The following is a 13,183-nucleotide window of genomic DNA, read 5'->3' as shown; positions in this document are numbered from 1 at the left end:
CGCGGGGTAGGTTACGCCCCGGAGCACGCCGGGACTTGGGGTTTATTGCTGTTGCCAAGCCGGCGGCGCCCGCCGCACGATCGGGGCATGCGCGCGCCTGTGTCGGCATTCCGGATCGAGGTGGCGGGGCCCGAGTTGCCGTCGCACGCGGGCCTCTATGGCGCGGGCGACGCGCGGTGCCACAGCGCGCCCTTCGAAGGGCGGCGCGAGAGCCAGTACGCCTGCCCGTCCATCGGCGTGATCGTGTCGGGCCAGTTCGATTATCGATCGCCGATCGGGGTCGCCGAGGCGCGGCCCGGCAGCCTGCTGTTCGGCAATGCTGGCGAGGAGTTCACCTACAGCTATCTCGACACCCGCGACGTGCGGCGCTCGGTGGTCGCGCTGGACGAGGGTTTGCTGGCCGAGGTGGCCAACGACGTCGGCTGCGATCTGGCCGCCTTCCCGGTCGCGGGGTTGGCGGCGGGGCGGACGACGGCGCCGCTCTACGCCGCCGTTCGCCGCCTGGCATCGGTCGGCCGGCCGGACGAGGAAGCGGTGGTGCGCCTGACGGGCGCGGCGCTGCGGCCGGGCCGCGGGGTGAGGCCGATCTCCAACGGCGAACGCCATAGGGTGCGCGACGTGGCCGCCCTGATCGACGCCGACTATGCCGAGCCGCTGGGCCTGTCGGAGATGGCGGGGCTCGCCGGACTCAGCCGATACCACTTCATCCGCGCCTTCCGGTCGGTCACCGGCGAGACGCCGCGCCAGTACCTGATCGGCGCCCGTCTGCGCGCCGCCGCCGACCGGCTGCTGGACACCCGCGAGAGCGTGACCGAAATCGCGTTCGGCGTCGGCTTCAACGACGTCTCCCACTTCAACGCGACCTTCCGCACGGCCTTCGGCGCCTCGCCGCGGAGCTTCCGCCGGGCGGCGTGAGCGTTCGTGACTCGGTCACGAAGTTCCGCTAAGAGCCCCGCCGTCATGACGCGGTTCGCGCACCATCACGGCCATCACCATCCGACCCAAGCGGGATCGGCTGGCGGGCTCGTGGCTTAAGCGAACCCCCTCCGAGCCCCGCACCAGCGGACGGGGCTCGAACCTTCTCAGCTTCGTCCGTCGACCTCCTTCCGAGAGACGACCGATGAGCCTTTCCCAAAGCACTTCCTTGAGTGATGTTCCCTCAGCCGCTAATCGCGCGGCCATGAGCAGCGACCAGACCCGCCCCGAAGCCCGCGCCCCCCGTGGGTTCAACGACCGCCGCGCGCGGGATGTCGTGTCGGAGCGGGCGATCCTCGCCGCCGTCAGCGGCGTCTACGAGCGCTGGGGTTTCGAGCCGCTGGAGACCGGAGCGTTCGAATACGCCGACGCCCTGGGCAAGTTCCTGCCCGACGCCGACCGTCCGAACGAGGGCGTCTTCGCCCTGCAGGACGACGACGAGCAGTGGATGGCGCTGCGCTACGACCTGACCGCGCCGCTGGCCCGGTTCGCGGCGCAAAATTGGGAGACCCTGCCCAAGCCGTTCCGCCGCTACGCCTTCGGGCCGGTGTGGCGTAACGAGAAGCCGGGGCCGGGCCGTTTCCGCGAGTTCGTGCAGTGCGACGCCGACACGGTGGGCTCGGCCCGGCCGGAGGCGGACGCGGAGATCATCGCCATGGCGGTGGAGGGGCTGGAAGCCGCGGGCCTGCCGGCCGGCGCGGCGCTGATCAAGATAAACAACCGCAAGCTCCTGAACGGGCTGATGACCGCCGCCGGGGTGGCCGACGAGGGCCAGAAGCTGGCCGTTCTGCGGGCCGTGGACAAGCTGGACCGACTGGGCCCGGACGGCGTGCGCCTGTTGCTGGGCGAGGGCCGCAAGGACGAGAGCGGCGACTTCACCAAGGGCGCGGGGCTGAACGCGGCGGCCGCCGAGCGGGTGCTGGCTTTCACGGCGGCGGGGGCGGGCGACCGGGCTTCGACCCTGGCGAAACTGTCGGACGTGGTCGGCGGCTCGGCCGAGGGCGACGAAGGACTGGCGGAACTGGCCGCCATCGACGCGGCCCTGACCGGACTGGGCGTCGCGGCCGACCGCGCCACCTTCGACCCGTCGGTGGTGCGGGGCCTTGAGTACTACACCGGCGCGGTCTTCGAGGCCGAACTCCTGCTCTCCACCCTGGACGAGAAGGGCCAGCCGATGCGCTTTGGCTCCATCGGCGGGGGCGGGCGCTATGACGACCTGGTGGCGCGGTTCACCGGCGAGCGGACGCCGGCCACGGGCTTTTCGTTTGGGGTGTCGCGATTGGCGGCGGCGCTGCGCGCGGCGGGCCGGGCCCAGGCGGCGGCGCGGGGGCCGGTGGTGGTGATCGCCTTCGACCAGACTCGCATGGCCGACTATTTCGCCGTCGCCCGGGAAATCCGCGCGGCGGGCATCCCGGCCGAAGTCTACCTCGGCTCGTCCGGCATGAAGGCCCAGATGAAGTACGCCGACCGCCGCCTGTCGCCTGCCGCGGTGATCGTGGGCGAGGACGAGCTGGCGGCCGGGACCGTCACCGTGAAGGACCTGGACCTGGGCCGCGAGCTGGCGGGCAAGGTGACCGACAACGCCGAGTGGCGCGAGCAACGGCCGGGCCAGCAGACGATCCCGCGTGGCGAGCTGACGTCCGCCCTGCGCCGCATCCTGGACGCCGGCTGATGCGCGTCGAACCGGCTGTTTCCGCTGAAGCGCTGGCCTCCATCCGGGCGCCGCTGGAGGCCTCCGGCGCCGAGCGCGCCGACGCGCCGCTGCTGCAGCCGCTGAACCTGTTGCTGGACCTGGCCGGCGAGGCCATGCGTGCGCGCCTGTTCGTGGTTCAGGCCGAGGGCGGGACCGAGAGCTGCCTGCGGCCCGACTTCACCGTCGCCATCGCGCGCCAGCACATCGAGAGCGCGCGGGCGGCGGGGCTCTACTGGTACCAAGGCGCTGCGTTCCGCTCGGCCGGCGGCGACGACCGGCCCGAGGAGTTCGTGCAACTGGGCCTGGAGATGTTCTCGCCCGGCGGCGGAGCCGTCGAGGCCGCCGACGCCGAGATCGCCGCTCTGGCGTGGCGCGCGGCCGAGGCGGGCGGACGCAAGGACCTTTCGCTTTGGCTGGGCGACGTGGCGCTGTTCGGCGCCTTCATCGAAAGCCTGGACCTGCCGGAGACGCTGGCGGGGCGGCTGAAGCGGGTGGCGGGCCGGCCCCGCCTGCTGTGGGCCGAGCTGTCGCGCACCGGCGAGACGGCCGCGGCCGGGGGCACGCTGGCCGGGCTGTTGGCCGGGCTATCGGAGGCTCAGGCGGCGGCGTTGCTGGAAGAGGTCTGGGCGCTGGCGGGCGTGGAGCCGGTGGGCGGGCGCGGGCCGGCCGAGATCGCCGCGCGCCTCGTGCGCAAGGCGGAGGCGGCGCACGCGCCGTCGCTGACCGAGGCCCAGGCCGAGGCGATCCGCGCCTTCATGGCGATCGACGACACGCCGGCCTACGCCTTCGCCCGCATGCGCGACCTGGCGGGCGCCAATGACGGCGCGCTGAAGGCGGCGCTGGCGGGATGGGAGACGCGGCTGCTGGAGCTGACGCGCACCGCCCCGGCCGACCGGATGCGGTTCACCCCCGCCCTGGGGCACGCCTTCGACTACTACGACGGCGTCACCTTCGAGGTGCGCAGCGACGCGCTGGGCCCCGACCGGGCCGTGGCGGTGGGCGGACGTTACGATGGCCTGCTGGCCCGCCTCGGCGGTCAGAGCGACGCGCGCGCGGTGGGCTGCATGGTCCGGCCCTGGCGGGCCTGGACGGGAGGCGAGCAATGATCCTCGTTCGCGAAGGCTTCGGAGGATGCGCCCTCCTTTCAGTAACCGCAGGCTCGATCCTGCGAAGCTCCGAAGGAGCATAGGAGGATGAGCGGTCTCATCATCGCGGTCCCCTCGAAAGGACGGCTGAAGGAGCAGGTCGAGGGCTGGCTGGCCGACAGCGGGCTGAAGCTGGAGGTCACCGGCGGGGCGCGCGGCTACATGGCCAGCCTGAAGGGTGTGGCCGGCGCGCAGGTGCGGCTGCTCTCGGCCGCCGACATCGCCGACGCGCTCGACGCGGGCGAGGTGCACCTGGGGGTCACCGGCGAGGACCTGCTGCGCGAGCGGGGCGAGGACCTGGATTCGCGCGTCCTGCTGCTGCGCGCCCTGGGCTTCGGCCGCGCCGACCTGGTCACCGCCGTGCCGAAGAGCTGGCTGGACGTCGACTCGATGGCCGACCTCGAGGAGGTGGCGCACGACTACCTGCGGCGCACCGGCCGGCGGATGCGCGTGGCCACCAAATACCTCACCCAGACGCGCAGCTTCTTCGCGCGGCACGGGATCGCCGACTACCGGATCGCCGAGTCGGGCGGCGCCACGGAGGGCGCGCCGGCGGCCGGCTCCGCGGAACTGGTGGTCGACATCACGACGACCGGGGCGACCCTGCAGGCCAACGGGCTGAAGGTGCTGGCCGACGGCGTCATGCTGAAGAGCCAGGCACAGCTCGCGGCGTCGCTGCGCGCCAGTTGGGACGCTGCGGCCATCGCACAGGCGGAACGGTTGCTGCGGATCGTCGAGGCGCGGGCCGCGGCGCTGCGCAGTTCGACCCTGACCTGGCCCGTCGGCGGCGACGCGGTGGAGGTTGCGACGGTGAATTCCCTGGTCGCGGCCGGCGCGACACGACGGCCCAACGGCCTGCTGGTCGATTCGGCGAAGGTGGCCGATGCGTCCCTGGCGTTGACCGCCGCGGGCGTGGGACCGGTAACGGCATCCAAGCCCGATTTCGTCTTCGATGTCAGGTGCCCGCCATTCGAAACGCTCAAAGCACAGGTTATTTGACGCTGGCGTCAAAAGACGCCGTAAATTTCCTGCGTGCTCGCGATTTTCTGATCAGGACGCCCCGTTTCAGGGGGTTTCGCCCGTTGACTCGGGTAGAAAATTGCCGTTCTGTCATCAGGCGAGAGACATGAAGGCGCTAGTCCCGAGGTCTCCGGCGTTTCGGGGAGGAAACGCCCGCTCAATCAGAGCGACTGCTCAAGGCGGCCCGCAGCGACTATCCCCCGCTGCGGGCCGATTCTTTTTCCGGACATCGGTATTTTTGACGAGAGCGTCAAAACCTGGTTGCTCCCCTGGCGGGGGAGCTGTCAGCGAAGCTGACTGAGGGGGCTTCCACTCAAACGCTTCAGCTTGGCGATAGCCAAACCGTGCGGGAGGAAACCCCCTCCGTCGCCTATGGCGACACCTCCCCCGACGGGGGAGGAACTTCAGCGCCCTACCAGATCCGCACCCGCTGTTCCGGCGGGACGTACATCGGGTCGCCGGGCTTGATGCCGAAGGCGTCGTAGAAGGCGTCGATGTTGCGCATCGGCACGTCGACGCGGGCGACCGGCGGCGAGTGCGGGTCGCTAACCAGGATCTGCTTCATGAAATCGTCGCGGTACTTGCCGCGCCAAACCTGGGCCCAGCCCAGGAAGACGCGCTGGTCGCCGGTCAGCCCCTCGATCACCGGCGCGGGCTGGCCGTTCAGCGACAGGTGGTAGGCGTCGAGCGCCAGCAGCAGGCCGCCGAGGTCGGCGATGTTCTCGCCCATGGTCAGTTCGCCGTTGATCTTCGCCCCCGGCAGGATCTCCGTGGCCGAGTACTGCTGGCCCAGCCGCTCGGCCTGGACGTTGAACTTCTCCTCGTCGGACTTGGTCCACCACTCGGACAGCCGGCCGTCGCCGTCCGACTTGCGGCCCTGGTCGTCGAAGCCGTGGGTGATCTCGTGGCCGATCACGCCGCCGATCCCGCCATAGTTCACGGCCGGGTCGCCCTCGGGATCGAAGAACGGGGGCTGCAGGATCGCGGCCGGGAAGACGATCTCGTTCTTGGTGGACGAGTAGTAGGCGTTGATGGTGGCGGGCGTCATCTCCCACTCGGTGCGATCCACCGGCTGGTTCAGGCGCGCGACGCGGAAATTCCAGTCGAAGGCCGCCGCCCGCTCCACGTTGCCGTAGAGATCTCCGTCGACGATCCGCAGGGCGGAGTAGTCGCGCCACTTGTCGGGATAGCCGATCTTGACGGTGAACTTGCCGAGCTTCTCCAGCGCCTTGGTCTTGGTCTCGGGGCTCATCCATTCGAGCTTCTGGATGCGCGCCCTCAGCGCCGTCTGGATGTTGGCCACCAGGGCCTCCATCCGCGCCTTGTTCTCGGGCGGGAAATAGGCGTCGACGTAGAGCTTCCCGACCGCCTCGCCGAGGTTGCCGTCCACGAGGTTCACGCCGCGCTTCCAGCGCGGCGGCTGGGCCTGGACGCCCGACAGGGTCTTGGAGCGGAAGTCGAACCGGGCCTGGTCGAAGTCCTTGGAAAGGTAGCTGGCCGCCTGGTCGATCGTCGTGAAGGCGAGCCAGGCCTTCAGGGTCTCGACGTCGGTCTTGCCGTAGATCGCGGCGATCTTCGGGAAGGCGGTGTTCTCGGCCACGATCACGCGCTTGGCGGCGGTGAGCTGCGCGCCGGCCAGGAAGGCCTTCCAGTCGAAGCCCGGCGCGAAGGCCGCCAGATTCGCGGTCTCGACGGGGTTGTAGGTCTTGTCGTCGTCTCGCCGCTCGGCGCGGGTCCAGGAAACCTTGGCGACCTCGGTCTCCATGGCGACGATGGCCTTGGCCTTGGCTTCGGGGTTGGCCCAGCCGGCCAGGCCGAGCATCTTGGCGACGTAGGCCTCGTAGGCCTTGCGCTGGGGTTCGAACTTGGCGTCGAGGTAGTAGTCGCGGTCGGGCAGGGTGAGGCCGCCCTGGCTGAGGTAGACCGCGTACTTCAGCGGATCCTTGGCGTCGTCATAGACCTGCGGGTTGAAGAAGCTCTGGCCGAAGCCGGCGGCGGTGGCGCCCATCAACCTGGCCACGTCGGCGCGGGTCCTGGCGCCGCGCACGCGGTCGAGGTCGGCCTGCAGCGGCTTCGCGCCCAGCGCCTCGACCTTCGCCTCGTCCATGAAGCTGCGGTACAGCGCGCCGACCTGGGCCGAAGGGCCCGCCGCGGACGTGTCGGCGGCCGCCTTGTCGACGACGGCGCGCATCCGATCCTTGGACAGTTCGTCCAGCACGTTGAAGGCGCCGTAGGTCGAGCGGTCGGCCGGGATGGTCAGCTTCTGCATGTACGCGCCGTTGGCGTATTCGAAGAAGCTCTTGCCGGGCGGCGTGGCGGTGTCGCGGCCGGCCATGTCGAAGCCCCAGGGTCCCATGCGAGGGGCCTTGGTCAGGTCGCGCGTCGGGCTCGCGGAGACGGTGGCGGCGCTGTCGGCGGCGAAGGCGGCCGGGGTGGCGGCGAGCAGGGCGGCCACGGCGGCGGCGGCGAGCCAGACGGTCTTCATCGGTACGGAGTCTCTTGGTGGGTGAGGTGTCGGCGCGGACCATGCTCCGGGCCCGCGCCGTTACGCTCGTTACATTTCTGTCAGGAACGCGGGACTTCGGGCGTCGTGGAAGCCGGTTCGCCGCCCGGAGGACCCGCCAGCCAAAGATCGCGCCGCCCGGGCGCAAAACCGGCCTCCGCTTTTGCTGACGGCGCTAGTGGTGGTCGTGGGGCGCTGCGGGCGGGCCCATGCCCGCGACGAACGACGCCTTCACCTTCGCGCCGCTGGAGAACGTCAGCGTCGCGGGGATCGTGTCGCCCATCTTCACCGCCTTGCTGAGCTTCAGGAACATTAGGTGGTATCCGCCGGGCGCGAAGGTGACGGCGCCGCCAGCCGGCAGGGGCAGCGTGTTGAGCTGCTTCATCGAGGCCATGCCGCCGGCCATGCTTGACTGGTGGATCTGGACCTCCCCGGCAAGCGGGCTCTGGACCGAGACCAGGGCGTCGGCCTTCGCGTCGGGGTTCTTGAGGATCATGAAACCGGCGCCCGTCTGGCCCTGGGGGGCCGGGCGCGTCCAGGCGGCCTCGACCTTGGGAGCGGCCTGGGCGGCGGTGGCGAGGGTAAGCGCCGCGACGGCGGCGAGGGCGAGTTTCATCGCGGATATCCTAGTGATGATCGTGGCCGGCTTCGGGCGCGGCGGGGATAACGGTGACGACGGGTGCGGGGAACTTCGGCCGCGCACCGCCAGGGGGCGGCGTCTCGGTCCAGCGGTTCTCCTCCGCGCCGCAGGACTGGATCGCCGGGAACGCCAGCGGACCCCCTTCGGCCGGCAGCTTCGTGAGGATCACGAACTCCGAACTGGTCGGGCGGCAGGGCGCCGCGCCAGACGATGGCCGAGACGGCGTCGCCGGCGCGGACGATCTCCAGCTTCCAGCCGGGCTTCGGCTGGGGCCGCGCGACGGTGACGCCGGCGGGGATCTCGATGCGCAGGGCCGTGGTGGCGGCCTTGTCGCCGCAGCCGTGGCCGACGCCGAACCGCAGCACCTGGTAGGCGCCGGTGGTCGCGGTCGACGGCTGCACGGTGACGTGGGCCGCGGCAGGCGCCGCGGCGGCCAGCACGGCGATGGCGGAAAGGGTTCTCAGAACGACCATTGCAGGCCTCCGAAGACAGAGCGCCCGTCGCCGGGCCAGTAGGCGGCGCTGGCGGCCGTGGCGCGGGTCTGCGCCTGGACGTTGGAGATATAGTCCTTGTCCGTGAGGTTGCGGATGTCGAGGAACACCGTGGTCCGCGCATTGACCGCGTAGCCGGCGCCCAGGTTCAGCACCGCATAGGATGGGGCCCGGGTGGTGTTGGCGAAATCCACCCAGACGTCCGAGGCCTGCCAGTCCAGAGAGGGCGCCACGAACCAGCCCGAGGGATGCTGGTAGCGCAACTCGGCGCGGTAGAAGTGCTTGGGGGCGATCGGCAGGCGGTTGTCGCGGTACTGAATGTCGCCGTCGAAGCGGAAGTCCGAGAAGGTATAGGTCTGGCGCAGGCGCAGGCCCTTGGCGATCTCCCAGTCCAGCGCCGCCTCGACGCCCTGGTGGATCGTCGTGTCCGCGTTGAAGGTGGCGGCCGGCACGCTGCCGCCGCCCGGCCCGGGGATGTTCGGCGTGTACTGCAGCAGCTCCTTGTCGAGTCGGGCGCGGTAGGCGGTGAGGTCCCAGGTGAACGGACCGCGCCGGCCGCGGGTCCCGATCTCGGCCGTCCAGGCTTCCTGGGCGGCGATGTCGGTGAAGCCCAGGCCGGTGGGCGAGAGCGAGCCGTGGTTCGGCGGCTCCACCGACTTCGTCACGTTGGCGAACACCTGGACGCCGCCCGCGCCTTCCCAGAGCAGGCCGACCCGCGGGGCGATCCAGTCGTAATCCTTGGAGGCCACCAGATCGAAGGTCGCGGGTGCGCCGGCCACCTTGTACTGCTGATAGTCGCGCGTCGTCCGGCCCCAGGTCGCGCCGGCCACGAGGGCCAGGTGGCTGGTCACGAACAGCCGCCCCTCGCCGAAAACGTCCACCGCCTCGGCGTTCTGGCGGGTGCGCGAGGTGGGCGCGCCGCGGGCGCCCTTCACATTGGCGTAGAAGTTGGAGTCGAGGTCGCCGGCGCGCAGCCAGACGCCCGCGTAGGCGTCGGCGACCTTGCCGCCCAGCGCGCCCTGCCAGTCCAGCCGGCCGAAGGCGCCGTAATTGCGGCTCTCCTGGTCGATCACCTGGAAGATCGGATGGTCCAGGTCCTTCCAGACCCCATAGACGGCGCCTTCGAAGACCGTGCTGTCGTTCAGGCGCCACGTGGTGCGGAGCGAGGTGCGCACGCCCCGCTGGTTCCGGCCCTGGTCGTTGGCGTAGTTGCCGGGCGCGGCCTGGCGCGGGTCGGCGTCGAACTGGGCGCGGGTCAGGGCGCCCGGGATTTCCTGGTTGATGTTCGAGCCGTTGACGATCAGCCGGACCTCGCGGTCTTCACCGAAGCTCCGGCCCAGGTTCAGGGTCGCGAACTGGATGTTCTGCTGGCTCTGCGGCCGCCAGCCCTGGCCGGTCTGGTTCGTGCCCGAAACATAGAGGTCCCAGTCCCCGACCCGGCGGGCCAGCGCCACGTGCTCCCGGATCATGCCGAAGCTGCCGCCGTCGATCCGCACGAGATTGTCGAAGCCGGCGGTCTTCCCGGTCGGCGTCACCATGTTGATCGCCCCGCCCAGCAGCGCGCCGCCGAAGCGCAAGGCGTTGCCGCCGCGGTAGACCTCGGTGAAGCGGGTGTTGAGCGGGTCGGCGATCTGGCTGTCGCCAAAGCCGTCGGCCTCGTTCAGCGGCACGCCGTCCTGGGCGATGAGCAGGCCGCGGTTGTGGTTGGCGTTGCCCAGGCCCGAGCCGCGGATCGAGATGCGGATGTCGCCGCCCCACTTCTTCTGGGCGAACACGCCGGGAGCGTCGCGCAGGATGTCGTCCAGCGCCAGGGCGAACCGGTTTTGATAGGATTCCTGGGAGATCACCGAGACCGCGCCGGGGGTTTCCGAGAGGCGCTTGCGCGCGTCCTGGACCACGGGCGGGTCCTCCGGGTTTCGCGCGCCGGTCACGATGACGCTGTCGACGATGGTGGGCGCGGAATCTTCCGCCGCGCAGGCGAGGGCGGGCCAGGCGCACGCGCCCAGCAGGAACGCGCGGCCGAGCGCGCGGGATTTGAGAGACATGTTGGATGTTTCCGATACGCAGGATGACGGGCGCGCGGGGACGCGCGCCGGCGAGGTCAATCAGGCGTTCGGAAGCGGTGGACCTTGCCCCGGTGGGCGGGGCGGCGCGCGGGCCGGAGGAATGCGGATCTGCGGCGCCGGATGCGGTTGGGCGACTTCCGCCACATAGGCGACTCGCGCGACCGAGACGATCGGGGGCGGAGCGTTCGCCGGGGCCGGGCAGAGGCAGTGCTTGCACGAATGGCTGACCGGCGGCGCGCCCGGCGCGTCGGGCGCAGTCTGCAGGCCCATCTGGGTGCAGATCAACAACTCGCCAGCCGCCCCCGGGCTCGCGGCGGCGAGGCTGGGGATCAGCGCCTGCACCAGCAAGGCGAACGTCGCCACCAGGGCGATCATCGCCCGGCGTTCGGTGCGCTCGGCGTGCGTTCTGTTGGTCAGGAACCCCACAAACCGGCGGTCTAAACCGATCGCGGGATTCCGCAAGTGCCGGCTGTGCTGCATAGTGGGTTCATCGATAAAATCGGAGACCTGATGGAAGGCCACGTCGAGCCCGGCGCGTACAAGGATGTCGTCCTGTTCCTGGCCACGGCCGGGGTTGTGGTCCCGCTTTTCCGTCAATGGCGCATCAGCCCCATCCTGGGGTTCCTCGGCGCGGGCGTTGTGCTGGGCCCGTACGGCCTGGGCAGCTTGGCCCACGAGGTCAAGTGGCTGAACGCCTTCACTATCGACAACCCGGGCGAGCTGGCCCAGCTCGCCGAGCTCGGTGTGGTCTTCCTGCTCTTCACCATCGGCCTCGAGCTTTCGTGGGAGCGCCTGCGCTCGCTGCGGCGCTATGTGTTCGGGCTGGGCGCGCTGCAGGTCGGGCTTTGCCTGACGGCCACCGCTGTCGCGGCGATGCTGGTCGGCCAGCCGCCCGCTGCCGCCATCGCCATCGGCGCCGCGCTGGCGCTGTCGTCGACCGCCATCGTCATGCCGATCCTGGCCGAGCAGAAGCGCCAGCACGCGGTCGCGGGCAGGGCCACGTTCTCCGTGCTGCTGTTCCAGGACCTGGCCGTGGCGCCGATCCTGGTCACGCTGACGCTGATGAGCCGGCGGACGGACGAGGCCTTTTCGCCGGCCATGCTGCTCTCCTTCGTGCCGGCCATCATCGGCATCGCCGCGCTGTTCATGTTCGGCCGCCTGCTGCTGCGCCCGATGCTGCGTTCGGTGGCCAAGGCCAAGAGCGAGGAGCTGTTCCTTGCCGCTTCGCTGCTGGTGGTCGTCGGTGCGGGGCTGGTGAGCGCGCTCGCCGGCCTGTCGATGGCCCTGGGCGCGTTCGTCGCCGGACTGCTGCTGGCCGAGACCGAGTTCCGCCACGAGGTCGAGGTGCGGGTCGAACCGTTCAAGGGCCTGCTGCTGGGCATGTTCTTCATCTCGGTGGGCATCGGGCTCAACGTGCCCCTGCTGCTGGACCGGCCGCTGGTCATCGTCGGCTCGGCCCTGGGGCTGGTGATGATGAATTGCGCGGTGGTCTTCGCGCTCGCCAAGGCCTTCGGGCTGAAGACCCGCAGCGCCATCGAGGCGGCGCTGCTGCTGGCGGGCGCGGGCGAGTTCGCGTTCGTGATCCTGGGCCAGGCCATGGACCAGGGGCTGGTGGAGCGGACGATCGGCCAGACGGTGCTGGTCGCCGCCACGCTGTCGATGTTCTCCATCCCGTTCCTGGCGCAGCTCGGCCTGCGGCTGGGCGGCCGCCAGATCGTGCCCAGCGAGCTGCCGCCCGAACCCGAGGGCGACGGCGACGGGGATCCCCGGGTGCTGGTGGTGGGCTATGGCCGCGTCGGACGCCTGGTGGGCGACATGCTGCGGCGGCACGACATCGGCTGGGTGGGAGCCGAGCTGGACCCGCGCCTCGTGGAACAGGGGCGCCGCGCCGGGGAAGCCATCTACTTCGGCGACGCCGCCCGGGCGGAGTTCCTGATGCGCTGCGGATTGGCCGATGCGCCGGCCCTCGTCGTGACGATGGACAACCCCGAGGGGGCCGAGGCCATCGTCGCGGTGGCCCGCGAGTTGCGGCCGGACCTGACCATCGTGGCCCGCGCGCGCGACGCGCGCCACGCCCAGCGGCTCTACGACCTGGGCGCTACCGATGCCGTGCCGGAGACCGTCGAGGCCAGCCTGCAACTCTCCGAGGCGGTGCTCGTGGAGATCGGTGTTCCGATGGGCTTGATCATCGCCTCGATCCACGAGCGGCGCGATGAATTCCGCAAGGCCTTGAATCGGCCGGAGTCCCTGGGCGGAAGGGCCCGCAGGTTTCAACGCGAGCGCGATGGCTGAACGGCGCCGGCATTGCGGCGCCGAAAAAATTTCATCTCCGGTTCATCCGGCGGGAACCAAGCGTGACCTTGATCCGTTTGGGCGGTCAGACAGGGACACCTGCGTCGGGGATAGGCATGAATTCGGAACGCTCGGAGGCGAACGGCGCCGCGGACATTCGTCCGGCGGGCCCTTCTGCGTCGCCGATGCGTCTTTACAAACAAAGCCAAGGACTTCGGTCAGAACTCGACGGACGACGCGCGGTGCGCCGTGCAGAACGGCGGAGGTTCTGGAGATGAGGTTGGGGTCCGTACGAACTAAGCTGTATGGGCCGCATGGGGCGATTGTGCTGGCGAACCTCTGCAAATTCGATCATTTG

10 protein-coding genes and 1 pseudogene are annotated in these 13,183 nt (G+C 70.4%); 5 read left to right on the top strand and 6 right to left on the bottom strand.

Features of this window, described 5'->3' with window-relative positions; translation table 11 throughout:
- Positions 1-87 precede the first annotated feature (87 nt).
- The 4 genes from ACODSY_RS23735 (at position 88) to hisG (ending at position 4,812) form a co-directional block, all read left to right on the top strand.
- Complete coding sequence (locus ACODSY_RS23735) at positions 88-915, top strand: helix-turn-helix transcriptional regulator (RefSeq protein ID WP_488954377.1); 828 nt, start codon at positions 88-90, stop codon at positions 913-915.
- A gap of 265 nt (positions 916-1,180) precedes the next feature.
- A complete protein-coding gene (gene hisS, locus ACODSY_RS23730) occupies positions 1,181-2,647 on the top strand; it encodes a histidine--tRNA ligase (protein ID WP_488954376.1) in 1,467 nt (488 codons plus the stop codon).
- Entirely contained in the window at positions 2,647-3,774 is a 1,128-nt protein-coding gene (locus tag ACODSY_RS23725; protein ID WP_488954375.1) for an ATP phosphoribosyltransferase regulatory subunit, read from the top strand. The genes hisS and ACODSY_RS23725 overlap by 1 nt, the downstream gene beginning before the upstream one ends.
- An 87-nt stretch (positions 3,775-3,861) precedes the next feature.
- Positions 3,862-4,812, top strand: coding sequence for an ATP phosphoribosyltransferase (gene hisG / locus ACODSY_RS23720; protein WP_488954374.1), 951 nt, complete (start codon positions 3,862-3,864; stop codon positions 4,810-4,812).
- 433 nt (positions 4,813-5,245) lie between these two features.
- Here hisG and ACODSY_RS23715 read toward each other — a convergent pair whose 3' ends face one another.
- The 6 genes and pseudogenes from ACODSY_RS23715 to ACODSY_RS23690 all read right to left on the bottom strand — a co-directional run bounded on the left by ACODSY_RS23715 (position 5,246) and on the right by ACODSY_RS23690 (position 10,959).
- Positions 5,246-7,318 (bottom strand): M13 family metallopeptidase, encoded by a 2,073-nt coding sequence (locus ACODSY_RS23715; RefSeq protein WP_488954373.1) that lies wholly within the window; start codon positions 7,316-7,318, stop codon positions 5,246-5,248.
- A gap of 193 nt (positions 7,319-7,511) precedes the next feature.
- Positions 7,512-7,952 carry a copper chaperone PCu(A)C gene (locus tag ACODSY_RS23710; protein ID WP_488954372.1) on the bottom strand — a complete coding sequence of 147 codons (441 nt, stop codon included), beginning with the start codon at positions 7,950-7,952 and terminating at the stop codon, positions 7,512-7,514.
- Positions 7,953-7,962: 10 nt separating this feature from the next.
- Complete coding sequence (locus ACODSY_RS23705; protein ID WP_488954423.1) at positions 7,963-8,145, bottom strand: DUF1775 domain-containing protein; 183 nt, start codon at positions 8,143-8,145, stop codon at positions 7,963-7,965.
- A gap of 73 nt (positions 8,146-8,218) precedes the next feature.
- A pseudogene (locus tag ACODSY_RS23700) lies at positions 8,219-8,449 on the bottom strand (DUF1775 domain-containing protein); the annotation flags it as partial.
- Positions 8,437-10,512 (bottom strand): TonB-dependent receptor family protein, encoded by a 2,076-nt coding sequence (locus ACODSY_RS23695; RefSeq protein WP_488954371.1) that lies wholly within the window; start codon positions 10,510-10,512, stop codon positions 8,437-8,439. The pseudogene ACODSY_RS23700 and the gene ACODSY_RS23695, both read right to left, overlap by 13 nt.
- A 60-nt stretch (positions 10,513-10,572) precedes the next feature.
- Positions 10,573-10,959: a DUF2946 family protein gene (locus ACODSY_RS23690; RefSeq protein WP_488954370.1), complete on the bottom strand. Its 387-nt coding sequence runs from the start codon at positions 10,957-10,959 to the stop codon at positions 10,573-10,575.
- 84 nt (positions 10,960-11,043) lie between these two features.
- On the opposite strand from ACODSY_RS23690, the gene ACODSY_RS23685 reads away from it, so the two are divergent.
- The gene (locus tag ACODSY_RS23685; protein WP_488954369.1) at positions 11,044-12,825 is read left to right on the top strand and encodes a cation:proton antiporter domain-containing protein; all 1,782 of its coding nucleotides are present in this window, start codon (positions 11,044-11,046) and stop codon (positions 12,823-12,825) included.
- Positions 12,826-13,183: the final 358 nt, after the last annotated feature.

Source organism: Phenylobacterium sp. FG114, assembly GCF_057809855.1.
This window is presented reverse-complemented; position numbering and strand designations above follow the sequence as displayed.

Excerpts from the sequence above, each read along its gene's own strand:
- hisS (WP_488954376.1), top strand. The coding sequence starts at position 1,181 with ATGAGCAGCGACCAGACCCGCCCCGAAGCCCGCGCCCCCCGTGGGTTC.
- ACODSY_RS23710 (WP_488954372.1), bottom strand. The coding sequence starts at position 7,952 with ATGAAACTCGCCCTCGCCGCCGTCGCGGCGCTTACCCTCGCCACCGCC.
- ACODSY_RS23695 (WP_488954371.1), bottom strand. The coding sequence starts at position 10,512 with ATGTCTCTCAAATCCCGCGCGCTCGGCCGCGCGTTCCTGCTGGGCGCG.
- ACODSY_RS23725 (WP_488954375.1), top strand. The coding sequence starts at position 2,647 with ATGCGCGTCGAACCGGCTGTTTCCGCTGAAGCGCTGGCCTCCATCCGG.
- ACODSY_RS23715 (WP_488954373.1), bottom strand. The coding sequence starts at position 7,318 with ATGAAGACCGTCTGGCTCGCCGCCGCCGCCGTGGCCGCCCTGCTCGCC.
- hisG (WP_488954374.1), top strand. The coding sequence starts at position 3,862 with ATGAGCGGTCTCATCATCGCGGTCCCCTCGAAAGGACGGCTGAAGGAG.
- ACODSY_RS23685 (WP_488954369.1), top strand. The coding sequence starts at position 11,044 with ATGGAAGGCCACGTCGAGCCCGGCGCGTACAAGGATGTCGTCCTGTTC.
- ACODSY_RS23735 (WP_488954377.1), top strand. The coding sequence starts at position 88 with ATGCGCGCGCCTGTGTCGGCATTCCGGATCGAGGTGGCGGGGCCCGAG.